Genomic DNA, 25,384 nt, shown 5'->3' on the forward strand with positions numbered 1-25,384 from the left:
CCGACGGTGCCTCAAGTGCCGTCATGCGCCCCGCTCTTCCCCTATATGCCATTTGAACGGGCGTCCCCACGCCCCGACCGCGGCGTCCCCACGCCAGGATCCTCACGCCCCCCGGGCCCACCGTGGGTGGGTTCAGAGCCCACCGAGGGTGACCGCAAAGACGCTCCCCGCCCTCCGCGCGGTTGCGGAGGGCGGGGAGGAAAATCCTCTGTTGCCGTGGTTGCCGGTTCAAGTGGTTTGGACCATGCTTCCGGCCACAGTTCTTAAAAGGATCCTACAAACGTCTTACTCTCGGTCAGGGCCGTCGCCTGTGATCTCCGTCGCCACCAGCTCCGCGATCTGCGCGGTGTTGAGCGCCGCGCCCTTACGCAGGTTGTCGCCGCACACGAAGAGTTCGAGCGCGGTCGGGTCGTCCAGGGCCCGCCGCACCCGGCCGACCCAGGTCGGGTCGGTGCCCACGACGTCGGCGGGGGTGGGGAACTCACCGGCGGCCGGGTCGTCGTACAGGACGACGCCGGGGGCGGTGGCGAGGATCTCGCGGGCGCCGTCGACGCTCACCTCGCCCTGGAAGCGGGCGTGGACGGTCAGCGAGTGCGTGGTGATCACAGGCACCCGCACACAGGTCACGGCGACCGGCAGCTGGGGCAGTCCGAGGATCTTGCGGGACTCGTCCCGCACCTTCATCTCCTCCGACGACCAGCCGTCCGCACGGAGCGATCCGGCCCACGGGACGACGTTGAGCACGACCGGCTCCGGGAACGGCCCGGTGTCCTCCCCCACGGCCCGCCGCACGTCACCGGGTGCGGTCCCCAGCTCCGTACCGGCCACCAGGGACAGCTGGGCCCGCAGCGTCTCCACCCCGGCCCGCCCGGCCCCGCTCACCGCCTGGTACGACGACACCACCAGCTCGCGCAGCCCGAACTCGGCGTGCAGCGCGCCCAGGGCGACGATCATCGACAGGGTCGTGCAGTTGGGGTTGGCGACGATGCCGCGCGGCCGGGTGCGCACCGCGTGCGCGTTGACCTCGGGGACGACGAGCGGCACGTCGGGGTCCATGCGGAAGGCGGCCGAGTTGTCGACGACGACCGCACCGCGCGCGGCGGCGATCGGCGCCCACTCGGCGGAGACCTCGTCGGGCACGTCGAACATCGCGACGTCGACCCCGTCGAAGGCCTCCTCGCTCAGCGCGACGACCTCGGTCTCCTCGCTGCGCACGGTCAGCTTGCGGCCGGCCGAGCGCGGCGAGGCGATCAGACGGATCTCGCCCCAGACGTCCGCGCGCTGGGACAGGATCTGGAGCATGACCGCGCCGACGGCTCCGGTCGCTCCCACGACCGCGAGTGTCGGCTTGCCGGTCGGCGCCATCAGCGGCCGGTTCCTCCGTAGACGACGGCCTCGTCGGTGTCGGAGTCGAGCCCGAAGGCGCTGTGCACGGCGCGCACGGCCTCGGGAACGTCGTCGGCACGGGTGACGACCGAGATACGGATCTCGGAGGTCGAGATCAGCTCGATGTTGACCCCGGCGTTGCTGAGCGCCTCGAAGAAGGTCGCGGTGACGCCCGGGTTCGTCTTCATACCGGCGCCGACCAGGGAGATCTTGCCGATCTGGTCGTCGTAGCGCAGCGAGTCGAAGCCGATGCCGCCCTTGTTCCGCTCCAGTTCGTCGATGGCCTTGCGACCCTCGGTCTTGGGCAGCGTGAAGGAGATGTCGGTCAGGCCCGTGGACGCGGCCGACACGTTCTGCACGACCATGTCGATGTTGATCTGCGCGTCGGCGATGGTGCGGAAGATCGCGGCGGCCTCGCCCGGCTTGTCCGGCACACCGACGACCGTGATCTTGGCCTCGGAGGTGTCGTGCGCGACACCGGAGATGATGGCCTGCTCCACCTTCTTGTCCCCTTGCTGAATCGACTCGCTGCTGACCCACGTGCCCTGCAGTCCACTGAAGGACGAGCGGACGTGGATCGGGATGTTGTAACGGCGGGCGTACTCCACACAACGGTGGAGCAGCACCTTGGAGCCGGAGGCGGCGAGCTCCAGCATGTCCTCGAAGGCGATCCAGTCGATCTTCTTCGCCTTCTTCACCACGCGCGGGTCGGCGGTGAACACGCCGTCGACGTCGGTGTAGATCTCGCAGACCTCGGCGTCGAGCGCGGCGGCCAGCGCCACGGCCGTGGTGTCGGACCCGCCGCGCCCCAGCGTGGTGATGTCCTTCTTGTCGGCGCTGACGCCCTGGAAACCGGCGACGATGGCGATGTTGCCCTCGTCGAGCGCGGTGCGGATACGGCCCGGCGTGACGTCGATGATCCGGGCTTTGTTGTGGACCGAGTCGGTGATGACGCCTGCCTGGCTGCCGGTGAACGACTGGGCCTCGTGGCCCAGGTTTTTGATCGCCATGGCCAGCAGGGCCATGGAGATACGCTCTCCGGCGGTCAGCAGCATGTCGAACTCCCGGCCTGCAGGCATGGGTGAAACCTGCTCGGCGAGATCGATCAGCTCGTCCGTCGTGTCGCCCATCGCGGAGACCACGACAACCACCTGGTTGCCGTTCTTCTTGGCTTCCACGATCCGCTTGGCGACGCGCTTGATGCCCTCGGCATCGGCTACGGAGGAGCCTCCGTACTTCTGCACGACAAGGCCCACGTGCGCTCCTCGCTCGGTTCGTTTGTGTCGGCTCAGTCTATCGAGCGCCCGAAATCCGCCGTCCTGCTCCCGCATGGTGAGACATTCGGTCGCTCGGTCCCGAACCTGCCCAGCGCGCCGCCCGCCACTCGGAACGTGCGCCGGGTCACATGTGCCGGCCCTACGTGGCCGGACGCATCCCCAGCCGTGCGCCGATCTCCTCGGCCATCACCCGGCCCGCCTCGATCTCCAGGGTGTCGTCGCCCACGCCCTGGTCGGTGTCGAGACCGTCCAGCTCCTCCAGGGGCTGGTTGAGGCGGACGTGGATGAGCACGGACTGGAGGGCGCGCAGAACGGCCGAGGCGGTCGGGCCCCAGTTGGAGAAGTAGGAGAACTGCCACCACCACAGGGCCTCCGTGGTGCGGCCCGAGCGGTAGTGGGCCATGCCGTGGCGCAGGTCGGTGATGATGCCGGCCACGTCGTCGGAGATCCGGGCGGGAACGGGGGCCTTGCGGGGCTCGTACGGGTCGAAGACCTCGGAGTAGACGTCCACCGGTTCCAGCAGCCGGGCCAGGTTCTCGCGCAGCTCGTCGACGTCCGGCTCCGGGCCCAGGTCGGGCTCGTAGCGCTCGTCGGGGAGGATGTCCTCGTGCGCGCCGAGGCGGCCGCCGGCCAGCAGCAGCTGGGAGACCTCCAGGAGCAGGAAGGGCACCGTCGAGCCGGGCTCGTCGCCCCTCGCCACCTCGGAGACGGCCACCAGGAAGCTCTCGATCTGGTCCGCGACCTGGACCGCGAAGTCGTCCGGGTTCCGCGACGTGGCGTGCAGCGTGGCGTCAGACATCTAGGAGTCGTCTCCCCTCGAAGGCGCGGCCGAGAGTGACCTCGTCCGCGTATTCCAGGTCGCCACCCACCGGGAGGCCGCTGGCCAGGCGGGTGACCTTCAGGCCCATGGGCTTGATCATGCGAGCGAGGTACGTCGCCGTCGCCTCGCCCTCGAGATTGGGGTCCGTGGCGAGGATCAGCTCGGTGACCGTGCCGTCGGCCAGCCGGGCCAGGAGCTCCCTTATCCGCAGGTCGTCCGGGCCGACACCCTCGATCGGGCTGATCGCGCCGCCCAGCACGTGGTAGCGGCCCCGGAACTCGCGGGTGCGCTCGACCGCCACGACGTCCTTGGGCTCCTCGACCACACAGATGACCGACGGGTCACGGCGCGGGTCGCGGCAGATGTTGCACAGCTCTTCCTGTGCCACGTTGCCGCAGGTCGCGCAGAAGCGGACCTTCGCCTTCACCTCCAGGAGGGCCTGCGCGAGCCGCTTCACGTCCGTCGGCTCCGCCTGGAGGATGTGGAAGGCGATCCGCTGCGCGCTCTTCGGACCGACGCCGGGCAGCCGCCCCAGCTCGTCGATGAGGTCCTGGACCACGCCTTCGTACAACGGACTGCCCTCCTGGAGACCTTTCGGTACGTACCGTAGTTGGCTGCCGCCTGTCCTAGGAAGGCGGCGGGGGTGTCGCGCAGGTGGCGAACACCAGAACGGTCAGCGGATCAGAACGGCAGACCGGGGATACCGCCGCCGCCCAGGCCCTGCGCCAGCGGGCCGAGCTTCTGCTGCTGGAGGCTCTGCGCGTTCTCGTTGGCCGCGTGGACGGCCGCCACGATCAGGTCGGCGAGGGTCTCGGTGTCCTCCGGGTCCACCGCCTTCGGGTCGATCTTCAGCGCGCGCAGCTCGCCGGAACCGGTCACGGTTGCCTGCACCAGGCCGCCACCCGCCTGCCCCTCGACCTCCGTGTTCGCCAGTTCCTCCTGCGCCCGCTGCAGTTCCTGCTGCATCTTCTGGGCCTGCTGGAGCAACTGCTGCATGTTGGGCTGGCCACCACCGGGGATCACGATCAGCTCCTGGTTCCTCGTGCGCTCTCGGCTGCTTCTCCGTTGTGCACGAGCCTACGTGGTCTACGCGGCCATCGCCCCGCCACTCTTTCGAGTGAGAACGTCACCGGGTCTATACCTGATCAAGGCCCCCTTCCGAGCGGAAAATGCGCGAAAGCGGTCTCTCCGCCACCCATTGGGCGGTAGGAAGGGGGCCGCACGTCGGCATCCAATGTCACGCAGCGTGAGCGATCGTGTCCAAGTCGCGTTTCCGCGCCATGTTCTGTGCCGTGTGTGCCGTGTTCTGTCCCGTGTATCGGGTGTCGAGTTCGGTGTCGTGTCATTAGGGAGTGCCGGGTGGGTCAGCCGGAGATGCAGCCCGAGGGTCCGCCTCAGGACGGGTGGGGCGAGGGTGCGGCCGGGCTGCGGCCGGGCGATCTGACCGGGCGGGCCCTTCCGCTCGGCGACTGGGGCGAGCCGGCCGAGCGGCTGGACGAGCTGTACCGGTGGGTGGAGCGCGGGGCTCTGCAGACCGCGGCCTGGTACCTCGAGGACCGGGTGTGGAAGCGGCGCGCCGCACGGGCGCTGCGGGCCGGGACGGCGGCGGGGGCGGTCGTCGGGGCCGCGCTGCCGCTGCTGGACCTCACCCGGGTGCTCGGCGGGGTCGCGCCCTGGGGCTACCTGGCTCTGCTCGTCGCCGTGGCCTGCGTCGCCGTCGACCGGTCCTTCGGCGTGACCTCCGGCTGGATAAGGGACGTGGCCACCGCGCAGGCCGTGCACCGGCGGCTGCAGGCGCTGCAGTTCGACTGGGCGTCCGAGTGCGTACGAGAGGTTCTCGGCCCGGCCGAGGGGACGGCCAGCGAGGCAGCCGAGCGCTGTCTCGGGGTGCTGCGGAAGTTCTCCGAGGACGTCACCGACCTCGTCCGCCTGGAGACGGCGGACTGGATGGTCGAGTTCCGTACCGGCTCGGCGCCTCTGGGCATCCAGGCGGCGGTGACGTCCGGCGCCCGGCCGGAGTCGGGCGGGTCCACGGGCAGGTTCCCCCTCTCCTCGGCCAACGGCACCCGGCCGAACATGCCGAGGCAGCGCCCGCCGGAGCCGCGGTAGCGCTCCGCTGGGTTCGGCGGCCGACAACGGGGCGGTTGGTTCGGGTCACTGTCTGCCGTAGGTCAGGCTCTCTCCGCCGCTCCTCTTCGCCCGCTTCAGCTTTCCCTCCGGCAGCAGTGTGACCTCGGTGGCCTCGCCCGGGGAGCAGGAGGAGGCGGGCTCCCCGGAGCTGACGGTGGACGGGCCGATCTCCAACGGGCCGTCCCCGCCGGGGCGTTCGGCCAGTGTCGCCTCGAACACGCAGTGGTAGGAGCCGCCGCCCTCGGTGGGGCCGTCGGCGACGAGGGTGAGGACCGTGTCGCCGACGTGGCCCTGCGTGATGGTCAGCCGGCGGGTGCTGGTGCCGTCGGTGCCGTCGATCGTGGTGCTCCAGGTGCCCAGGTAGGACTCGGGGATCACGCCGTTCTTGGGGGCGGGGGTCGTGGCGCGGGGTGAGGTGGAGCTGGTCGGGCCGCCGGCTCCGTGGTCGTCGCCGTGCTGCATCAGGGCGTAGACGGAGCCGCCGGCGCCCAGGGCGACGACGAGGGCGACGACGATCAGGAGGACGGTGGAGCGGGCGTTTCCGCGCTCGCGGGGTTGTGCGTGTGGAAGGCCGTACTGGTGGTACGGGGGTGGGGGGTAGGCGGCGACGTACGGGGGCGGGGTGCGATAGACGGGTGCGGGTGCGGGTGTGTGGGTGGGCACCCGGCCTCCGACCGGGTTCGGGTTCACACCCGCACCACCTGTGCGGGCTTCGTCGGCGAGTGCGGGTGGCCCCTGTGGGGCGAACCCACCGTCGGCGGGCGAGGGAGCGGATGGGCGCGGCGGGATCGACCCGGGGGGCGCGGGCCGGTGCGGTGGGGTCCCAGGGGTTCCCTGTACGGACCGGTGCGGCGGGATGGAGCCGGGGGCGACGGCTGTGGGGGTCGGTGGCGTGGGGTCGGCCGGGGTGGAGGTGGGGGTTTCGGTGTCGAGGAGTCGGACGGCGTGGCGGCCCAGTTGGGCGACCAGGGCGCTGGGGAGCCAGGGGTCGTGGGAGCGGCCGTCGGAGACGGTGTCCTCGGCGCCCGTGTGTTCGAGGATGTGGTCCAGGGTGGGGCGGGCGGCGGGAGATTTCCGCAGGCACTGGCGCACCAGGTCGGCGATGCCTTCCGGTACTCCCTCCAGGTCGGGCTCCTCCTGCGCGATCCGGAACATCACGGCGTGCACGCCGCTGTCCGAGCCCCCGAAGGGCAGCACGCCGGTGGCGGCGTAGGCCAGGACGGACCCCAGGCAGAACACGTCGCAGGCCGCGGTGACCCGGTCCCCGCGCACCTGCTCGGGCGCCATGAAGCCGGGCGACCCGACCAGCGAACCGGTTCGGGTGAGCCCGTCCCCCGAGGCCGTCTCCAGCGCCCGCGCGATCCCGAAGTCGATCACTCGCGGCCCGTCGATGGTCACGAGGACGTTGGAGGGCTTCAGATCCCGGTGCACGATCCCGGCCGCGTGGATGTCCTTCAGCGCGTGCGCGAGCCCGGCGGCGAGGATCCGTACCGACCGCTCGGGCAGTGCCCCGTGATCGTGTCCGACGACCTGCTGCAGGCTCGGCCCGGCCACGTAGCCGGTCGCCACCCACGGCACCGGGGCCTCGGTGTCCGCGTCCAGCACGGGGGCGGTCCAGTGACCGCCGACTTTGCGCGCGGCCTCCACCTCCTGCCGGAACCGCGCCCGGAACTCCTCCTGCGCGGCCAGCTCCGGCCGGACCAGCTTCACGGCGACGGTACGACCCCGCTCCGAGCGGGCCAGATACACGTGCCCCATGCCGCCCGCACCCAACCGCGCCAGCGGCCGGTACGCGCCGATGCGCAGCGGATCCCCCGGTCCCAGCTTCTCCACGCCCGCCCCGCCTTCCCCCGAGCGCGCACCCCGTACGCGATCCCCTACGCGTGCACCGGACCGAGAATAGTGCGACCGCACTGAGGAGTCGTCCGCAGCCGTGTCCGCGGTTCCGGGACGGACGCGATCACACCCCGGTCACTCCCTGGTCACTCCCCGATCTCGTCCGGCCCGCGTCCGGTCCGCGTTGCGGCGGCACCTCGTCGGCCACCTGTCGACAACCTGTCGCGGAAACCGCCCGCCCACGGAACAGGACGCCGATGTCGCGTCCGCATGCCGGACATTTACGCTCGCCCGCATGACCCCTCAGCCCAATCCAGAAGCCGGCGCCGCAGTGAAGGCCGCGGACCGTGCGCACGTGTTCCACTCCTGGTCCGCCCAGGACCTCATCGACCCGCTCGCCGTCGCCGGCGCCGAGGGGTCGTACTTCTGGGACTACGACGGCAAGCGGTACCTGGACTTCACCAGCGGGCTCGTCTACACCAACATCGGTTACCAGCACCCCAGGGTCGTCGCCGCGATCCAGGAGCAGGCCGCGAAGATGACCACCTTCGCGCCCGCCTTCGCGATCGAGGCCCGCTCGGAGGCCGCCCGGCTGATCGCCGAGCGCACCCCCGGCGACCTGGACAAGATCTTCTTCACCAACGGCGGCGCCGACGCCGTCGAGCACGCGGTGCGCATGGCCCGGCTGCACACGGGCCGCCCGAAGGTGCTGTCGGCGTACCGGTCGTACCACGGTGGTACGCAGCAGGCCGTGAACATCACCGGTGACCCGCGCCGCTGGGCCTCCGACAGCGCGACCGCCGGTGTCGTGCGCTTCTGGGCGCCCTTCCTCTACCGCTCCCGCTTCTACGCGGAGACGGAGGAGCAGGAGTGCGCGCGGGCGCTGGAGCACCTGGAGACGACGATCGCCTTCGAGGGGCCCGCCACGATCGCCGCGATCATCCTGGAGAGCGTTCCGGGTACCGCCGGGATCATGATGCCGCCGCCCGGTTACCTCGCCGGGGTGCGGGAGCTGTGCGACAAGTACGGGATCGTCTTCGTCCTGGACGAGGTCATGGCCGGGTTCGGGCGCACCGGTGAGTGGTTCGCGGCCGATCTCTTCGGCGTCGTCCCGGACCTGATGACCTTCGCCAAGGGCGTGAACTCGGGATACGTGCCGCTCGGCGGTGTCGCCATCTCGGGGAAGATCGCGGAGACGTTCGGCAAGCGGCCCTACCCGGGCGGTCTGACCTACTCCGGGCACCCGCTGGCCTGCGCCGCCGCCGTCGCCACGATCAACGTGATGGCGGAGGAAGGCGTCGTCGAGAACGCCGAGCGGCTCGGCGAGAGCGTCGTCGGCCCCGGTCTCGCCGAGCTGGCCGAGCGGCACCCGAGCGTCGGCGAGGTCCGCGGCACCGGCATGTTCTGGGCGCTGGAACTGGTGAAGAACCGGGAGACCCGCGAGCCGCTGGTGCCGTACAACGCGGCCGGCGAGGCGAACGCCCCCATGGCCGCCTTCACGGCCGCCGCGAAGAAGCACGGCCTGTGGCCCTTCGTGAACATGAACCGCACCCATGTGGTGCCGCCGTGCAACGTGACGGAGGCCGAGCTGAAGGAGGGTCTCGCGGCCCTGGACGCGGCCCTGAGCGTCGCCGACGAGCACACTGTGTGACGGGACGACGGCTGCCGCCGGGCTGACTCGAACGCGTAAGGTGACGTGCTCGTAAGAACTCGCAAGAACTCGCAAGAACTCGTAAGGAGCGGGCGAGATCGTGCGAGTACGTCACCCCTTCGCATGAGGAGAGTCCCGGACCATGCCCGGCAACGGCACCGTGACGCGCGACACCCTGCGCCGGCAGATCGCGGACGCGCTGCGTGACGAGGTGCTGGCGGGGCGCCTGACGCCGGGCCGGGCGCTCACCGTCAAGGAGATCGCCGACCAGTACGGCGTCTCGGCGACCCCGGTGCGCGAGGCGCTGGTCGACCTGTCCGCGCAGGGCATCCTGGAGGCCGACCAGCACCGCGGCTTCCGCGTCCCCGAGTACTCGGTGGCCGACTACCGGAGCATGATCGAGGCCCGGAGCATGGTCACCGACGGCATGTTCCAGAGCCTCACGACCGGCCACCCCGCCTTCGCCGAGTCCGCCGGCCCCCGTACGGCCGCCGCGCTGGCCGCGGTGCGCCGGCGCGGCGAGGAGGCCCAGCGGGCCGCGGCGGCCGGTGACTTCGGCGTGCTCATCGGCTACGACCTGCGCTTCTGGCGCGAGCTGAGCGGTCTGTTCGGCAACCCCTACCTCGCCGACTTCCTGCACCGGCTGCGCGTGCAGTCCTGGGTGTGCGCGGTGCAGCACCTGCGCCGGGTGCCCGATGTGCGCGGCCGGCTGTGGGCCGGGCACACGGAGCTGGTCGACGCGCTGTCCCGGCGCGAGCCCGAGGCGGCGCAGGCGATCGTCGCCGCCGCCAACGCGCACTCCCTGGAGCTGGTGGAACGCCTGACCAACGGGTAAGGGACCGTTACCCTTCCCAGACCACCTGCTGTGCGCGTGTACGCGTGCGTGCCGATGATGCGAGGAGCTCTCTTTGGCCTGTGACCTGTGGCTGGTACCGCTCGTCGACGTGTTGTGCCACACCCCGGACAACCCCTTCGCCGAGGAACTCGCGCACTACAACAACGCGCTGGCCGCGGCCGGTCTCCCGCCGGTGCCGGTGTACCAGTACATGCCGGGCCTGTCCGGCGAGGTCGCCCCGGTGGCCGGCTTCGACTACGACGCGCTGCACTTCCTGCGCCGGGCCTATCTGCTCCAGGTCTGCCAGCTGCCGGTGACTCCGGTGGACGAACTCGGCGGCGACTACGAGCAGTTGCTGGAGATGTTCGAGTCCACCGCGCAGCAGTCCCATCTGGTCTGGCACTACGACCACGCCGGCGCCTACGTCCCCGTCGACTTCCCGCAGCCCCTGTCCTCCGACGAACTCCTCGAGGGCGGCGGCCCGTTGGGCTCCTCGCACGCGCTTCTGCGGGAGCTGGAGTACATCGCCCCGGCGATCGGCATCGACCCGGCCAACCCGCCGGCCTCCCCGGCCCCGCCGGCCTCCCCCACGGAGCTGGAGGAACCGGCCGTCCCGGCGCCGTACGACCCGAGCCCGTTCGCCCGTGAGCGGCACGTGTGGCTGGGCCTGCACGCGGCGGCGACCCGGAGCCTGGCCCAGGGCTCGATGATCGTGTTCAGCTGACTCGGCCGACTCGGCTCGTTCGACTGGTGCAGCCCACACGGCCGGTTCGGTCGGCGTGCGCAAAGCTGCTGCGCCTGAAGGAAGTTGAGCAACAGGCCGTATGTCCGCCCGCTTCCCGGCCGGGAAGCGGGCGGCCGGGCGCTCAGAACACCGGCGTGCCGTTCTGCGTCAGCTTCCAGTTGGTGACCGCGAAGTCGGCCGGGTCCAGCGCCTTCTTGGCCGTCACGTAGTCGATCATCAGCTGGCGGATCTCGTTGGTGGAGCTGTACGCGATGTCGGCCGTCGCGATGTGCGGGTAGCCCGAACCGCCGTTCGCCCGGTAGTTGTTGACGGCCACCACGAAGACCTGGCTGTCAAAGACCGGGGCGCCGTCGTAGCTGAGATTCCTGATCCGCGACCCCTCCGGCCCGGCGATGTCGATCTCGTAGTCGACGCCCGCCGCCGTGTCGTACATGTAGTCCCAGAACTTGTTGGCGTTGGTGAGGGTCGCGGTGTCGACCTTCGTACCGGCCGGGACCTGGTAGTAGTACTTCGCCGCGAACTCCAGGTAGTCCTTGAGCTGCGCGCCGGTGAGCTTCTTGCCGTAGAGGGTGTTGTCGTAGATGTAGAGGCCGGCGACGTCCTTGATGGTGACGTTGCCCTGCGGGATGTCGGCGGTGCGGCTGAAGGGCGCGGCGACGGAGATGAGCGGGAGCGCCGCGTCGGCCGTCGACAGGCCCGACTTCACGGTCTCCATCTGCACCTTGTGGATGAAGTCCATGATCGGCACGTCCTTCCAGCAGGACTCCGCCGCCGAGAGGTCCTGCGTGCAGGTGCCGACCGCCGTGTTGACGTACTTCACCACCAGTTCGTGGTCGGCCTCCAGGAGCGTCCTGATCTCCGCGTCCTCGTCCACCGTGTTGGGGTTGAGGGTCTGGGCCGTCTTGCCCGTCACCTTCCACCGGCCGTGGTGGAGTTCCAGCTCGAAGTCGAAGACGCTGAGGCGGTAGCCCCAGCAGTACGGCTCGGAGAGCAGCACCTCCTCGCCGGTCTCGGCGTTCTTCACGGTGTACGACGGCACCTCGACGTGGGTGTGGCCGACGAGGATCGCGTCGATGCCGGGGACCTGCTCGGCGACCAGGTTGGAGGCGTTCTCGACGTAGGGGAGCGAGTCGCCCCAGGACGAGGAGCCGTCGAGGCCGGAGTGGTCGGTGAGGAAGACGATGTCACAGCCGAGGGCGCGCAGCCGGGGCACGTACTTCTTCGCCTGCTCCACCAGCCCCGGGAACACCATCTTCCCGCTGACGTTGTCCTTGTCCCACAGGGCGATGCCGGGGTTGGTGAGGCCGAGGACGCCGACCTTGATGTCGGGCGCGCCGGGCACGCGGATCCGCTTCACGGTGTACGGCCGGAAGGCGGGCCGCAGGGTCTTCGCGTCGAGCGCGTTGGCGCCGAGGAGCGGGAAGCGGCACTGGCTCTCGAACTTCCGCAGGACGTCGATGCCGTAGTTGAACTCGTGGTTTCCGAGGGCGGCGGCGTCGTAGCGCATGTGGTTCATGGCGACGGCCATCGGGTGCCGGGGGCCGTCCGTGCCGTCGGTGCCGGTGATCGGGTCGACGCGGGCGAAGTAGTAGGCCAGGGAGGTGCCCTGGATGATGTCACCGGCGTCGACCAGCAGGACCCGGTCCTCGCCCTTGGCCTCCCGCTGCTGCTTGACGAGCGTGGCGACCCGGGCGACACCGCAGGAGTTGCCGGCCTTGTCGGTGTAGGCGGCGTCCTTGTAGTAGTCCCAGTCGAAGACGTGGCTGTGCAGGTCGGTGGTGCCGAGGATCGAGAACGACCAGGTGCGGGGCCGGTGTCCGCTCTCCTGCTCGGCCGCCCGCGCGGGCGCCGCCGCCACGCTCCCGGCGGCGGCGACGGCCGCCCCGGTGACGGCCGACTTCTTCACGAACTCCCGGCGGTTCATGGGGCTGAAGGGCATTCAGGGCTCCTGGGACGAGGACGACGAGGGAGGAACACAGGCAACTACCCGCGTAGATGCTTGCCTTCGGCTCATCCCCTGAGAACCACGAACAGCCCAAGGGCCGGTCAAGGAACTTCATGTCCATGACCGGCCCGTGAAGGGCTCCTGAACAACAGGCCCATGGGCTCGACGTGACTACAGGAACGAGTTGATCTCGATCGTCTCGTCGCGGCCCGGACCCACGCCGATCGCGGAGATCGGGGCGCCGGACATCTCCTCCAGCGCCTTGACGTAGTTCTGGGCGTTCTTCGGCAGGTCGGAGAAGGACTTCGCCTTGGTGATGTCCTCGGACCAGCCCGGCAGCGTCTCGTAGACCGGCTTGGCGTGGTGGAAGTCCGACTGCGAGTACGGCAGCTCCTCGACGCGCCTGCCGTCGATCTCGTACGCCACGCAGACCGGGATCTGCTCCCAGCCGGTGAGGACGTCGAGCTTGGTGAGGAAGAAGTCCGTCAGACCGTTCACACGGGTCGCGTAGCGGGCGATCACGGCGTCGAACCAGCCGCAGCGGCGGTCGCGGCCGGTGGTCACACCGCGCTCGCCGCCGATGCGGCGCAGCGCCTCGCCGTCCTCGTCGAACAGCTCCGTCGGGAACGGGCCCGCGCCGACGCGGGTCGTGTAGGCCTTGAGGATGCCGATGACCCGGCTGATCTTCGTCGGGCCCACGCCGGCACCGGTGCAGGCGCCGCCCGCGGTCGGGTTCGAGGAGGTGACGAAGGGGTACGTGCCGTGGTCGATGTCGAGGAGGGTGCCCTGACCGCCCTCGAACAGGACGACCTTGTCGTCCTCCAGGGCCTGGTTGAGGATCAGCACCGTGTCGGCGACGTACGGCTTGATCTGCTCGGCGTAGCCCAGCAGCTCCTCGATCACCTGCTCGGCGGCGATGGCGCGCCGGTTGTAGAGCTTGGTGAGGATCTGGTTCTTGACGTCGAGGGCCGCCTCGACCTTCTGCTCCAGGATCGACTCGTCGTACAGGTCCTGGACCCGGATACCGACGCGGTTGATCTTGTCGGAGTAGGTCGGACCGATGCCGCGGCCGGTGGTACCGATCTTGCGCTTGCCGAGGAAGCGTTCCGTCACCTTGTCGACGGTCACGTTGTACGGCGTGATGACGTGCGCGTTACCGCTGATCAGGAGCTTGGACGTGTCGACACCACGCTCGTTCAGGCCGCTCAGCTCGGAGAGCAGGACCGACGGGTCGACGACGACACCGTTGCCGATGACCGGCGTACAGCCGGGCGAGAGGATTCCGGAAGGGAGCAGGTGAAGTGCGTACTTCTGGTCGCCGACGACCACCGTGTGGCCGGCGTTGTTACCACCCTGGTAACGCACCACATAGTCGACGGAGCCACCGAGCAGGTCCGTCGCCTTTCCCTTGCCTTCGTCACCCCACTGAGCACCGAGCAGCACAAGTGCGGGCACGCGCGTACACCCCTTCCGGGCGGGGCATGTCCAAGGTCGGAGGCGTCGGCGTATGGTTCACCGCCGCGTGCCACAGCGACCGCCGTTGGTCGCGAACCGTCGGACCGGATGCCCCGGAATAGACGAAGCCCCTGGCGCAATAGCGCAAGGGGCTCTTGCACAAAGATGCTACCCGAGGAAGCGAGGCAGGACCGAGGTGGCGACTTTCGCGACGTCCGATCAGCTGCTGGTGATCATCGATCCGGCGGCACGGCAGGCGGACGGGGAGTCCGTACGCATCGCGAAAGACGTGCTCAGCGCGGGTGCGGCGGCCAAGGTGTGCCTGCCGGAGGGGCCGGCGGAATTCGCCCGGGTCCTCGGCCGGCGGGGGTCCCGGCGCCCGGTCGTGGTCGGCGACGACCGGGCCCTGGTCCGCGCGGTGACCCTGCTGCACCGCCACCGCGAGCTGGCCGGATGCGCACTGTCGGTGGTGCCGGTCGGGGAGGCGGGCCTGGCCCGGTCCCTCGGCGTGCCCGCCGGGACGGTGGCGGCCGCGCGGGCCGTGCTGGAGGGGGTGGAGCGGCGCCTGGACCTGCTGGTCGACGACAGCGACGGCGTCGTCCTGGGCGCGCTGGGCATTCCGCCGGCGCCGGAGCGGGCGGACGCGGGCGAACCGGTGGCGACGGTTCCCGGGCGGCCGTGGCTGCGCTCGACGTACCGCTCCCTGGTGCGCACCCTCGCTCCCCGGCCCGCCGTCCGCCCGGCCGGCATACCGGGGCCCGGCCCGTCCCGGCTGCGGGTGGAGGTCGACGGCGAGACGGTCGTGGACCTGGACCGGCCCGTGGAGGCGGTGTCGGTGACGCCGGGTTCCGGCGGGCTCGCCCAGGTGGAGGTCCGGCCGCTGCCGGTGGGCGCGGAGGAGACCGCGTTCAGGCTCTCGGGGCGCGCGGTGACCGTGGCGGGCGGGGACTTCCGCTACCGGGCCGACGCGGCGGTCTCGGGGCCGGTGCGGAGGCGGACGTGGAGTGCGCTGGAGGGGGCGTGGGGGCTGGTGTTGCCGTCATCGTCCTAGTCAGTCCGCGTCCGGTTCTTCGGGCGCCTGGAAATCGGCGGTGTCCAGGGAACAGTCGAAAGGCTCCGGGATGTAGAGCTTCTCGCCGAAGGGCTTGGTGAAGCGCCCTTCGTACCCGCGGCCCGAGGGCGACCAGAAGACGGTGGCCTCTTCCTCCTGCATGTCGAGCAGCAGGTACACGGGGATGCCCGCCTTGCCATAGACCTCCACCTTGTCGGTCAGGTCGACGTCCCGCGTGGCGGGGGAGGTCAGCTCCGCAACGAACGAGAGGGACTCTCCGTCGAGGCGGTTGCTGGTGCTACGACGAGCACGCCGGTGAGCAGCATGGATGTCAGGACCGTAGGCACGTTCGAGGCCCGGGAAGACGTAGAGCAAGGGCCCCCAGCTGATGCGGTGATCCTCAGGGAGGTGGGGCCGCAGTTGCTCGCAAACTGAGTCCATCACGTCCGCGTAGTAGGCCTTCGACCACGGCGACAAGACGATGTTCCCCCTGATGATCTCGGCCTTGTAGCCGTCGGGCACGTTCAGCTCGTCGAGGAAGTCCAGCATCTCCTCGAAGCCGTCACGGGGCTTGGAGTCGCTTATCACCAGTCGCTCTGCCATCAACGTCATGATGCGCCCTCCTCGCGCGACAAACCAGCCACAACTCAGCGTAGCCAATCACGCACACCAAGGTGATCCACTCGCGAAAACGGGGGGTCACCCCTGACCGAAGGTCCTGTCGCGGTGCACCCGCCACCGCTCCATCATGGCGGCGATCTCGTCGTCGACGAACTCGAAGAAGGCGAGCGTCTCGGCCATGCGGCGCCCCGCGGGGGTCTCGGCGCCCAGACTGGTGACGCCCGCGCGCAGGGCGGCCTCCCACCGCTTGATGACGGCCTCACGGTTGGTGAGGGCCTCGTACCACTGGTTGGCGTGCACGCGGTAGCGCTCGCGCCGTGAGCCGGGCTCGCGCTCCCGGGACACCATGTGCTGCTGGGCGAGGTAGCGGACCGCGCCGGAGACGGCGGCGGGGCTGACCTGGAGCTGCTCACCCAGTTCGGCGGAGGTCAGCGCGCCCTCGTCGGAGGAGAGGAGCGCGGCGAAGATCCGGGCGGGCATGCGCTGCATCCCGGCCTCGACGAGCTGCGCCGCGAAGGACTCGACGAACCTCGACACGGCCTCCGTGTCCCGCCCGGCCCCAGGTGATTCCGTCATGCGGTTCATCCTAACGACGGTTTTCACAGTTCCTTAACTTCACAATTTTCTGAAAGTCACGTACGTTCCGAAGCATGACGAAGGCAATCACGGTCGCCGGACTCCACAAGTCCTTCGGCCGTACGCACGCGCTGGACGGCCTCGACCTGGACGTCGAGGCCGGTGAGGTGCACGGTTTCCTCGGCCCCAACGGCGCCGGCAAGTCGACCACCATCCGGGTCCTGCTCGGCCTGCTGCGCGCCGATTCGGGCGCCGCACAGGTGCTGGGCCGCGACCCGTGGGCGGACGCGGTCGAGGTGCACCGCCGGATCGCCTACGTCCCCGGCGACGTGACCCTGTGGCGCAACCTCTCCGGCGGCGAGGTCATCGACCTCTACGGCAGGCTGCGCGGAGGCCTCGACACCCGGCGCCGGGCGGAGCTGATCGAACGCTTCGAGCTGGACCCCACCAAGAAGGGCCGCACCTACTCCAAGGGCAACCGGCAGAAGGTCGCCCTGGTCGCCGCCTTCGCCTCCGACGTGGATCTGCTGATCCTGGACGAGCCGACCTCGGGCCTGGACCCGCTGATGGAGGAGGTCTTCCAGGCTTGCGTCGAGGAGGAACGCGACCGGGGCCGCACCGTCCTGCTCTCCTCCCACATCCTCAGCGAGGTGGAGCAGCTGTGCGACCGGGTCAGCATCATCCGCAAGGGCCGCACGGTCGAGAGCGGATCGCTGGCCGACCTGCGCCACCTCACCCGCACCAGCGTCAAGGCCGAACTGGCGGGCCCGCCCAACGGGTTGGCCCACCTGCCCGGCGTCCACGACCTCGACGTCCAGGGCCGTCGCGTCCGCCTCCAGGTGGACACCGACAAACTCGACGCCGTCCTGCGGCAGTTGAGCGAGTCGGGCGTACGGTCCCTCACCTCGACCCCGCCGACGCTGGAGGAGCTGTTCCTGCGGCACTACCAGGACGAGGCAGCCGAGGCAGCCGAGACGGCCGAGGCGGCCGCGCGATGACCGCCACGACCGCCCCGGCCTCCGCCCTGCCCTCCGCCGGCACCCGCCCGCTGGCCGGCACAGGCACCCTGTTGCGCTTCGCCCTGCGCCAGGACCGGGTGCTGATCCCGGTCTGGGTGGCGGTGAACACGCTGATGGTCCTGTCCATGCCGACCTCGCTGAAGACCCTCTACGGCACCGCGACCCAACGAGCCGACCTGGCCCACCAGATGGCCACCAACGCCTCGCTGCGCGCCCTGGTGGGACCGGTCTTCGACACGTCGCTGGGCGCACTGACGGCCTGGCGCGTAGGGATCTACGCGGGCGCTGTGGCCGCCGTGACCAGCCTGCTGGTGGTCGTACGGCACACCCGCGACGAGGAGGAGAGCGGCCGCCAGGAGCTGGTGTCGTCCGGCATGGTGGGCCGCCGCGCCCCGCTGACGGCGAGCCTCCTGGCGGCGGCGGTGGCGAACGCGGCCCTGGCCCTGCTGGTCACCGCGGGCCTGTCGAACCACGGCCCCGCGGGAGCCCTCTGCTTCGCCCTCGCCCTCTTCGGGGTGGGCATGGTCTTCGCCACGACGGCGGCGATCGTCGCCCAGCTCACGGAGAGCGCACGCCTGGCCCGGGGCCTGACGGCCGCGGTCCTCGGAGCGGCCTTCGTCCTGCGAGCGGCGGGCGACTCGTCGACGACCGGGGGCACCTCCCAGGCTCTCGGCACCGGGGGAGGTTCGTCCGTCCTGACGTGGCTGTCCCCGCTCGGCTGGCTGGAGTACACCCACTCTTTCGCGGGCAACCGCTGGTGGGTCCTGCTCCTGTTCGTCGCGGCGGTGGCCGTGCAGGCGGCGGCCGCCTACACACTGGCCGGCCGCCGCGACATCGGCATGAGCTTCCTGCCCACCCGACCGGGCCCGGCCACCGGAAAGCTGGCATCCGCCGGTGCACTGGCCTGGCGCCTCCAGCGCGGCGGCGTCCTCGGCTGGTCGATCGGCTTCTTCCTGGCCGGAGTGGTCTACGGCGGCCTGACGGACGGCGCGGCGGACCTGGTCGGCAACAACAAGCAGGCCAGGGAGATGTTCCAGCGGCTGGGAGGCCACGCGGGCCTGACGGACGCGTTCCTGGCGTCGATGGTGAGCCTGATGGGACTGATCGCGGCGCTGTACATCGTGTCCTCCACCCTCCGCCTGAACGGCGAGGAGACGTCGTCCCGGGCGGAACCGCTCCTGGCGGCCGCGGTGGGGCGCCTGCGCTGGGCGGCGGGTCACCTGGTGATCGCCTTCGGCGGCACGGTGGTGCTGATGCTGCTGACGGGCCTGGGCTTCGCGGCGGGCTACGGCAAGGAGGCCGGACCGATCCTGGGCGCCTGTCTGCTCCAGGTACCCGCGATCTGGGTGGTCGGCGCGGTGGCGGTCGCGCTCTACGGCCTGCTCCCCCGAGCGGCGACGGCGTCCTGGGGAGTCGCCGGCGCGATCCTCCTGATCGGCTGGATCGGCCCGGTCCTGGACCTCCCCCAGGCGATCCTGGACCTCTCCCCCTTCGGCCATCTGCCGAAGATGCCGGGCGGCGAGATGTCGTGGCCCCCGGTCCTGATCCTCACGGCCCTGGCAATGGCGCTGGTGACGGCGGGGCTTGTGGGGTTGCGGAGGCGGGACATGGTCTCGTGACGATCAGTCGACGTACCCCTTGAGGTCCTCGGTGTCGAGTTCGAAGCCGACGGGCGCGGGAAGGGTCACCTTCTCACCGAGTTCCGCGACATACGTGTGGTGGTACCCGACCCGCGCGTCCGGTTCGCTGTGCACGACGACCTTCAACCGGTCGCGGTCGATCAGGAGGTAGACGGGGATTCCCGCCTCGGCGTACGCCCGGGGCTTCTCGATCCGGTCGCGCCGATGGGTGTCCGAGTCGTACGACGTGATCTCGACGACCATCAGCACGCCGTCGGGTTCGGCCCAGTCACTCTGCCCGCTGAAGTGCCCCACCGGGGCGAGCACAGCGTCCGGCCGCGCTCGCCCGTTCCGGTACGCCTCGACCTTCAGCCCCTGCCCGGTGGTGTTGAGGGTGAGATCGGGCCGAGCGTGCTTGCACTGGAAGACCAACCACATGGCGATCTCGCCGTGACTGCCGTTCGTCACCTTCTTGACCTCGATCCGTCCGTCGATGAACTCGAACCTGACGGTCTCGTCCTCACGGGCGGCGAACTCGGCGATCCGCTCGAACATGTCCACTGACAACTGAGACGACGTGCGCTCTGCCATAACCGTCATGGTGCCTCCCTTCGCAGGCGGGCACCAGCGTGGCGAACCAAAGCACGCATCACCCCCAAGTCACCCAATGATCATCCGAAGGAGTGATCAGCCCACCTCCACGCTCAGCCCCTTCAACCCCCTGATCACGAAGTTCGGCTTGCGCTCCGGCTCCGCCGCCAGGGACAGGGTCGGAGCCTGCTCCAGCAGGGCGGTCATGGAGGCGGCCAGTTCGATACGGGCGAGGGGGGCGCCGATGCAGTAGTGGATGCCGGCGCTGAACGAGATGTGCGGGTTCTCCTTCCGGGCCAGGTCCAGCCGCTCCGGCTCCCGGAAGACCTCCGGGTCATGGTTGGCGGACCCGAACAGCATGGCGATCTCCGTCCCGCGCGGCACGACGACCCCGTCGATCTCGATCTCGTCGAGCACCCACCGCTCGAAGAGCTGGAGCGGGGTGTCGTACCGCATCAACTCCTCGACGGCCGTGGGCACCAGCGAGTGATCGGCACGCAGTGCGGCCAGTTGTCCAGGGTTCCGGAACAACGCCCGCCACCCATTGACCGTGGCGTTCACCGTGGCCTCGTGCCCGGCGTTCAGCAGCAGCACGGCGGTGGAGATCATCTCCTGCTCGCTGAGCCGGTCCCCCTCGTCGTACGCGGCGATGAGCCCGGAGATCAGGTCCTCACCGGGCTTCCCCCGCCGCTCGGCGATCAACTCCCGCAGATACGCGGAGAACTCGACCGACGCCCGTACGGCCCTCGCCGCCGTCTCCTCGCCCGGGTTCAGCTCGTACATCCCGCAGATGTCCGCCGACCAGGGCCGCAGCAGGTGCCGGTCCGCCTCCGGGATCCCGAGCATCTCGGCGATCACGGCGACGGGCAGCGGCTCGGCGACGTCGGCCAGCAGATCGCCCCCACCGGCGTCCACCAGGCCCGCCGTCAACTCCCCGGCGAGCCTCACGGCATACGGCTTCAGGCGCTCCACGGTCCTGGGCGTGAACGCCTTCGACACGAGCCGCCGGATCCGGGTGTGGTCCGGCGGCTCCAGATCGAGCATCCCGTGGTCGTTGAGCGTGTGGAACGGCTCGTGCTCGGCCGGGGGCACGACCCGCCCGAAGTCCTCGTGGGAGAACCGGTGCAGGTAGGTGCGGCCGAGGCGGCGGTCCCGCAGCAGCGCCGAGACGTCCGCGTGGTGCGGGACCAGCCACTGGCCGGTCGGCTCGTACCGGACCACCCGGCCGCGCGCCCGCAACTCGGCGTAGGCCGGATACGGGTCGGCGAGGAACGCAGGGTCCCACGGGTCGAAAGCGAGGTCCGCAGCAGCTGCCATGCACAGACGCTAGCCCCCGCTCAGCCAGGTGTCACCAGCCGCGCCTCGTAGGCGAACACCGCCGCCTGTGTCCGGTCGCGCAGGCCCAGCTTCACCAGGATCCGGCTCACGTGGGTCTTGATCGTCGACTCCGCCACGACCAGCCGCTCCGCGATCTCCGCGTTGGACAGGCCCTGGGCGATGAGGACCAGGACCTCCGTCTCCCGTTCCGTCAGGTCGCCGTACGCCGCGTGCGCCGTCGGCATCAGCCTCGGGGCCTCCGCCAGCTTCGAGAACTCCGTGATCAGGCGCCGGGTGACCGACGGCGCGAGCAGGGCCTCGCCGGACGCCACCACCCGCACTCCGTCGGCCAGTTGCCGCGCCGACGCGTCCTTCAGCAGGAACCCCGACGCACCCGCCCGAAGCGCCTGGTACACGTACTCGTCGAGATCGAACGTCGTCAGCACCAGCACCTTGGTGGCACCGTCCGCCGCCACGATCTCCCGCGTCGCCTCGATGCCGTTCAGCTCGGGCATGCGGATGTCCATCAGGACCACGTCGGGCGACAGCTCGCGCACCCGGTCGACCGCTTCCCTCCCGTTGACCGCCTCCCCCACCACCTCGATGTCCGGCATCGCGTTCAGCAGCACCGAGAAGCCCTCGCGCACCATCATCTGGTCGTCCGCGATCAGTACCCGGATCGTCATGCCCGGCCCCCGCTCCCCTCGCCGCCCTCGTTCACCACGGCGACGGGCAGGAACACCGCCACCTCGTACCCGCCCTCGTACGCACCGCCGTCCATCCGGCCAGCCGTCATCTCGCCGTTCAGCATGGAGACCCGCTCCCGCATCCCGGCTATCCCGTGCCCGGCGCCCGGTGACGGCTTGATCAGGGCCGGCGCGGGCGGCGGACCGTTGACGACGCGCAGGCCCAGCCCGCCCAGCACATACCCGATCTCCACCCGCGCGCTCGCCCCCGGCGCATGCCGCAGCGCGTTGCTCAGTGCCTCCTGGACGATCCGATACGCCGACAGCTCCACTCCCTGCGGCAGCTCCCGCACCGCGCCCGTCACCGCCTTCTCGACCACCAGCCCGGCCTCCCGCACGTTGTCGAGCAGCCCGTCCAGGTCGGCGAGCGTGGGCTGCGGGGCGTCCGGGGCCTCGTAGTCCGCGGCCCGTACGACACCCAGCACCCGGCGCAGCTCGGTGAGCGCGGCCACCGCGTTCTCCCGGATCGTGGCGAAGGCCTTCTCCAGCTCCGGCGGCGGGTTCTCCACCCGGTAGGGCGCGGCCTCCGCCTGGATGGCGACCACCGACATGTGATGGGCGACCACGTCGTGCAGTTCACGGGCGATGGTGGTGCGCTCCTCCAGCAGGGTGCGCCGCGAGCGCTCGTGCGCGGTCACCGTCTGCTGGGCGGTCACCTCCTGCCGGGCGGCACGGCGGATCTGCCGGATGGTCACGGCGGACAGGACCAGGGCGGAGACGACGAGCATGGGGGCGGTGTTCGTGTCGTAGTGGAACCCGAAGAACCCCTCGGCCGCGAAACCGTACGCCGCCGTCACCACCCACATCCACGCCGCCGCACGCGGGCGGGTGCGGATCGCGACCACGGTCAGCACCAGCAGGTGCGAGACGAAGCTTCCCGGCGGCCACGGCCAGGCGTCCCAGGGCGTCGTCAGCAGGTCGATCACCGTCGCTCCCACGAGCGACAGCCAGAACGCGCCGACCGGACGCACCAGCGTCAGCAGCACCGGCGCCACCGCGACGAGGCCGTACACCAGGGCCCGGGTGCCGCTCTCGGCGCTCGCCAGGGCGACGAGCAGCGTCACCGCAGCGCCCGCGACCACCGCCGCCTGCGGGGTCCAGGCCGCCCATTCCCGCCTGCGGCCGCGCAGCCGTCGGGCGAGGGGGCCGTCGACCTGCATGCGGGGCAGCGGGCGGTAGGCGAAGGCGTCACGGAACAGGTCCTGCCGCAGCCCGCGCAGGGCCTCCACCGCCGCCCGGAACTCGGGGCTGCGCGGCCTGTTCTCCGCTCCCGGTGGTGTCGTCTGCGTGTGCGTCGTCTCGGTCACGTGAAAACCGTAGGCCGGGGACGGGGCCACGGTCGTCCCCATGGAGAGGGGTCCTTGGTGGTCCGTCTCAGGTACTACGGGTACGGGGTGGAGTGGGCGGTGTGGACTCCGGGCGGTGGAGGTCGGCCCCGGAGTGGGGTGAAGTGGATCGGGGTGAAAGTGGGGTGAAGTGGCGTGTGGTCGGAGGACGGATGGGTTGGCGGTCGGAAGGGACGGGGTCGGTGGGAACTCAGCGGCCGCCGGGGCGGATCACACCGGACTCGTAGGCGAAGACCGCTGCCTGGGTGCGGTCGCGCAGGCCCAGCTTCACCAGGATCCGGCCCACGTGCGTCTTCACGGTCTGCTCGGCCACCACCAGCCGCTCGGCGATCTCCGCGTTCGACAGGCCCTGCGCGATCAGCGCCAGCACCTCCGTCTCCCGCTCCGTCAGGACGCCGACGCGCTGCTTGAGCGGGGCCCGGCGGGAGCCGTCCAGGCGGGAGAACTCGGCGATCAGCCGCCGGGTGACACCGGGGGCGAGCAACGCGTCGCCCGCCGCCACCACCCGGACCGCCTCGGCGAGTTGGTCGGCGGAGGCGTCCTTGAGCAGGAACCCGGAGGCGCCGGCGCGCAGCGCGTCGTACACGTACTCGTCCAGGTCGAAGGTGGTCAGGACCAGGACCCGGATGCCCGGGTGGTCCTCGGTGATCCGGCCGGTCGCCTCGATGCCGCCGAGTTCGGGCATCCGGATGTCCATCAGGACCACGTCCGGCTTGAGTTCACCCACCTTGGCGATCGCGTCCCGCCCGTCCACCGCCTGCCCGATCACCTCGATGTCGGGCTGGGTGTTGAGCAGCACGGTGAAGCCCTGCCGGACCATCTGCTGGTCGTCGGCGATGAGTACACGGATGGGTCCGGTGCCGCTCGTCATGGGGTCCGCTCTCCTGTCGGGGAATCAAGCCGGCGAATCAAGCCGGGGAATCAAGCCGGGCGGTCACGTCAGGGGCAGGAACGCCGTCACCGTGAAGCCGCCGTGCAGCGTCGGCGTCGTGGTGACGTGCCCGCCCAGCATCGTCGCGCGTTCCCGCATGCCCAGCAGGCCGTGCCCGCTGCCCGGGGAGGGCTGGACCGGCCCGCGGGGGCGGGAGTTGGTCACGCTCAGGAATATGCCGCTGGGCAGATGGCTGACCTCCACGAGCGCCGACGCACCCGGCGCGTGCCGCAGCACGTTGCTCAGCGCCTCCTGCACGATCCGGTACGCCGACAGTTCCACGCCGGGCGGATACGGACGCGGCTCGCCGTACCGCTCTGTGGTGACCGTCAGGCCGGCCGCCCTGGTGTTCTCGATCAGGGCGGCCAGCCGGGAGAGGTCGGGCTGCGGGGCATCGGGGGCGGCGCCGGTGCCGGGGGCGGCCAGGTCGTACGGGTCCGGTGCCGTCCCCTGGTCATCGAGGCTCTCCGAACGCAGGACACCGAGGACCCGGCGCAGCTCCGTCAGGGCCTCCAGGGCGTTGTTGCGGATCCCGGCGAGGTTCTCCTTCAGCTCCTCCGAGGGGTTCTCCACAAGGTGGGGGGCGACCTGGGCCTGGATGGAGATGACCGACATGTGGTGGGCGACCACGTCGTGCAGCTCGCGGGCGATGCGGCTGCGCTCCTCCAGCAGGGTGCGACGGGCCCGTTCCTCGGTGGTGAGGGTGGTCTGCTCGACGAGTTCGGCGCGCGCCTCGCGACGGCCGCGCAGAGCGATGCCGAGCGCCACCGCGACCACGGACAGGAACACCGCGACGAACCCGGTGGGCTCGTAGACCCTCGCGCCCCACACGCCCTCCAGGACGTAGGTGATCAGCGCGGTCAGGGCCAGCGTCTCGATCGACACCCGGGTGCGCACGCGCAGGGCGAGCAGCAGCAGGACGAGGAGGTGTGCGACGATGCCGGCCACGGACCAGGGCCAGGTGAACGTCTCCAGGGGCATCATGCCCGGTCCTCTGAGGACCGGGGCGACTCGCGCCGCGGGCACCGTGCCCAGCTTTCCGTGAACCGCGACGGCTCCCGTCACGGTCCCGGCCATGGACAGCCACCAGCCCGGAACGGGCCGCCGCAGCGCGAGGACGACCGCACCACCCTGCACGACGGCGATCGCCAAGGCCAGTGCGGCGGCCAGCTGTCCGTTGTTCGCGAGCTGCGCCGCACCGCCGAGCGTGACTCCGAACGCGACGAGAAACACCAGACCGTGGGGCAGCCAGCGGAGCCACACGGAGACGGGCAGCGGATCCGGCGCGGCTGTCCACAGGTCCTCGCGCAGCGTCCGCAGGCAGCGTCGCACCCAGCCCGCGAGCACCACGAACGCCCGGCGGCCCCCCGTTTCCGTCACGCGGTTCACCTTAGGGCGTGCGCGGATAGGCGGTGCTCAGGGGCGCTTCCCGGGGCGTGCGTCCCAGCGGTAGAGGATCCACGCGCGGCGGATGAGGCGACGCAGAG

General features: G+C 70.6%; 23 protein-coding genes. 7 read left to right on the forward strand and 16 right to left on the reverse strand.

Annotated features, from left to right (window positions below):
* Positions 1-285: 285 nt before the first annotated feature.
* The 5 genes from ACWD5D_RS38760 to ACWD5D_RS38780 form a co-directional block, all read right to left on the reverse strand.
* Positions 286-1,365, reverse strand: a complete 1,080-nt coding sequence (locus tag ACWD5D_RS38760) for an aspartate-semialdehyde dehydrogenase (protein ID WP_451377500.1) — start codon at positions 1,363-1,365, stop codon at positions 286-288.
* Positions 1,365-2,642, reverse strand: coding sequence for an aspartate kinase (locus ACWD5D_RS38765; protein WP_451377501.1), 1,278 nt, complete (start codon positions 2,640-2,642; stop codon positions 1,365-1,367). The genes ACWD5D_RS38760 and ACWD5D_RS38765 overlap by 1 nt, the downstream gene beginning before the upstream one ends.
* Positions 2,643-2,802: 160 nt before the next feature.
* Entirely contained in the window at positions 2,803-3,462 is a 660-nt protein-coding gene (locus tag ACWD5D_RS38770; RefSeq protein WP_451377502.1) for a DUF5063 domain-containing protein, read from the reverse strand.
* The gene (recR, locus tag ACWD5D_RS38775) at positions 3,455-4,054 is read right to left on the reverse strand and encodes a recombination mediator RecR (RefSeq protein WP_067004569.1); all 600 of its coding nucleotides are present in this window, start codon (positions 4,052-4,054) and stop codon (positions 3,455-3,457) included. The genes ACWD5D_RS38770 and recR overlap by 8 nt, the downstream gene beginning before the upstream one ends.
* Before the next feature lie 110 nt (positions 4,055-4,164).
* A complete protein-coding gene (locus tag ACWD5D_RS38780; RefSeq protein WP_451377503.1) occupies positions 4,165-4,506 on the reverse strand; it encodes a YbaB/EbfC family nucleoid-associated protein in 342 nt (113 codons plus the stop codon).
* Between the two features lie 336 nt (positions 4,507-4,842).
* On the opposite strand from ACWD5D_RS38780, the gene ACWD5D_RS38785 reads away from it, so the two are divergent.
* Positions 4,843-5,592: an SLATT domain-containing protein gene (locus ACWD5D_RS38785; protein WP_451377504.1), complete on the forward strand. Its 750-nt coding sequence runs from the start codon at positions 4,843-4,845 to the stop codon at positions 5,590-5,592.
* Between the two features lie 45 nt (positions 5,593-5,637).
* Here ACWD5D_RS38785 and ACWD5D_RS38790 read toward each other — a convergent pair whose 3' ends face one another.
* On the reverse strand, positions 5,638-7,446 hold the full coding sequence (locus ACWD5D_RS38790; RefSeq protein WP_451377505.1) for a serine/threonine-protein kinase: 1,809 nt from the start codon (positions 7,444-7,446) through the stop codon (positions 5,638-5,640).
* Positions 7,447-7,744: 298 nt separating this feature from the next.
* On the opposite strand from ACWD5D_RS38790, the gene ACWD5D_RS38795 reads away from it, so the two are divergent.
* The 3 genes from ACWD5D_RS38795 (at position 7,745) to ACWD5D_RS38805 (ending at position 10,659) form a co-directional block, all read left to right on the forward strand.
* Positions 7,745-9,100 carry an aminotransferase class III-fold pyridoxal phosphate-dependent enzyme gene (locus tag ACWD5D_RS38795; protein ID WP_451377506.1) on the forward strand — a complete coding sequence of 452 codons (1,356 nt, stop codon included), beginning with the start codon at positions 7,745-7,747 and terminating at the stop codon, positions 9,098-9,100.
* A gap of 142 nt (positions 9,101-9,242) precedes the next feature.
* Positions 9,243-9,935 carry a GntR family transcriptional regulator gene (locus ACWD5D_RS38800; RefSeq protein ID WP_451377507.1) on the forward strand — a complete coding sequence of 231 codons (693 nt, stop codon included), beginning with the start codon at positions 9,243-9,245 and terminating at the stop codon, positions 9,933-9,935.
* 73 nt (positions 9,936-10,008) lie between these two features.
* Positions 10,009-10,659 (forward strand): hypothetical protein, encoded by a 651-nt coding sequence (locus ACWD5D_RS38805; protein WP_451377508.1) that lies wholly within the window; start codon positions 10,009-10,011, stop codon positions 10,657-10,659.
* A gap of 142 nt (positions 10,660-10,801) precedes the next feature.
* On the opposite strand, the gene ACWD5D_RS38810 is transcribed toward ACWD5D_RS38805, so the two are convergent.
* Together ACWD5D_RS38810 and ACWD5D_RS38815 are read right to left on the reverse strand one after the other, a co-directional pair.
* Positions 10,802-12,619 (reverse strand): bifunctional metallophosphatase/5'-nucleotidase, encoded by a 1,818-nt coding sequence (locus ACWD5D_RS38810; protein WP_451377509.1) that lies wholly within the window; start codon positions 12,617-12,619, stop codon positions 10,802-10,804.
* A gap of 177 nt (positions 12,620-12,796) precedes the next feature.
* Positions 12,797-14,080: an adenylosuccinate synthase gene (locus ACWD5D_RS38815; protein ID WP_451377510.1), complete on the reverse strand. Its 1,284-nt coding sequence runs from the start codon at positions 14,078-14,080 to the stop codon at positions 12,797-12,799.
* Positions 14,081-14,276: 196 nt separating this feature from the next.
* Between ACWD5D_RS38815 and ACWD5D_RS38820 the strand changes: the two genes are divergently transcribed.
* Positions 14,277-15,131 (forward strand): diacylglycerol kinase, encoded by an 855-nt coding sequence (locus ACWD5D_RS38820; RefSeq protein WP_451377511.1) that lies wholly within the window; start codon positions 14,277-14,279, stop codon positions 15,129-15,131.
* On the opposite strand, the gene ACWD5D_RS38825 is transcribed toward ACWD5D_RS38820, so the two are convergent.
* Positions 15,132-15,743 (reverse strand): Uma2 family endonuclease, encoded by a 612-nt coding sequence (locus ACWD5D_RS38825; RefSeq protein WP_451377512.1) that lies wholly within the window; start codon positions 15,741-15,743, stop codon positions 15,132-15,134.
* Between the two features lie 87 nt (positions 15,744-15,830).
* The gene (locus ACWD5D_RS38830) at positions 15,831-16,328 is read right to left on the reverse strand and encodes a GbsR/MarR family transcriptional regulator (RefSeq protein ID WP_451377513.1); all 498 of its coding nucleotides are present in this window, start codon (positions 16,326-16,328) and stop codon (positions 15,831-15,833) included.
* A gap of 74 nt (positions 16,329-16,402) precedes the next feature.
* Between ACWD5D_RS38830 and ACWD5D_RS38835 the strand changes: the two genes are divergently transcribed.
* The gene (locus tag ACWD5D_RS38835; RefSeq protein ID WP_451377514.1) at positions 16,403-17,326 is read left to right on the forward strand and encodes an ABC transporter ATP-binding protein; all 924 of its coding nucleotides are present in this window, start codon (positions 16,403-16,405) and stop codon (positions 17,324-17,326) included.
* Complete coding sequence (locus tag ACWD5D_RS38840) at positions 17,323-18,966, forward strand: ABC transporter permease (RefSeq protein WP_451377515.1); 1,644 nt, start codon at positions 17,323-17,325, stop codon at positions 18,964-18,966. The genes ACWD5D_RS38835 and ACWD5D_RS38840 overlap by 4 nt, the downstream gene beginning before the upstream one ends.
* A 3-nt stretch (positions 18,967-18,969) precedes the next feature.
* Here the strand turns inward: ACWD5D_RS38840 and ACWD5D_RS38845 are convergent, their stop codons facing one another.
* The 6 genes from ACWD5D_RS38845 to ACWD5D_RS38870 form a co-directional block, all read right to left on the reverse strand.
* Positions 18,970-19,566, reverse strand: a complete 597-nt coding sequence (locus ACWD5D_RS38845) for a Uma2 family endonuclease (RefSeq protein WP_451377516.1) — start codon at positions 19,564-19,566, stop codon at positions 18,970-18,972.
* A gap of 87 nt (positions 19,567-19,653) precedes the next feature.
* On the reverse strand, positions 19,654-20,874 hold the full coding sequence (locus tag ACWD5D_RS38850) for a cytochrome P450 (protein WP_451377517.1): 1,221 nt from the start codon (positions 20,872-20,874) through the stop codon (positions 19,654-19,656).
* 20 nt (positions 20,875-20,894) lie between these two features.
* The gene (locus tag ACWD5D_RS38855; RefSeq protein WP_451377518.1) at positions 20,895-21,560 is read right to left on the reverse strand and encodes a response regulator; all 666 of its coding nucleotides are present in this window, start codon (positions 21,558-21,560) and stop codon (positions 20,895-20,897) included.
* Positions 21,557-22,969 carry a sensor histidine kinase gene (locus tag ACWD5D_RS38860; RefSeq protein ID WP_451377519.1) on the reverse strand — a complete coding sequence of 471 codons (1,413 nt, stop codon included), beginning with the start codon at positions 22,967-22,969 and terminating at the stop codon, positions 21,557-21,559. The genes ACWD5D_RS38855 and ACWD5D_RS38860 overlap by 4 nt, the downstream gene beginning before the upstream one ends.
* Positions 22,970-23,156: 187 nt before the next feature.
* The gene (locus tag ACWD5D_RS38865) at positions 23,157-23,837 is read right to left on the reverse strand and encodes a response regulator (protein WP_451377520.1); all 681 of its coding nucleotides are present in this window, start codon (positions 23,835-23,837) and stop codon (positions 23,157-23,159) included.
* A 63-nt stretch (positions 23,838-23,900) separates the two neighbouring features.
* Entirely contained in the window at positions 23,901-25,277 is a 1,377-nt protein-coding gene (locus ACWD5D_RS38870) for a sensor histidine kinase (protein WP_451377521.1), read from the reverse strand.
* Positions 25,278-25,384: the final 107 nt, after the last annotated feature.

Source organism: Streptomyces sp. NPDC002520 (assembly GCF_053595235.1).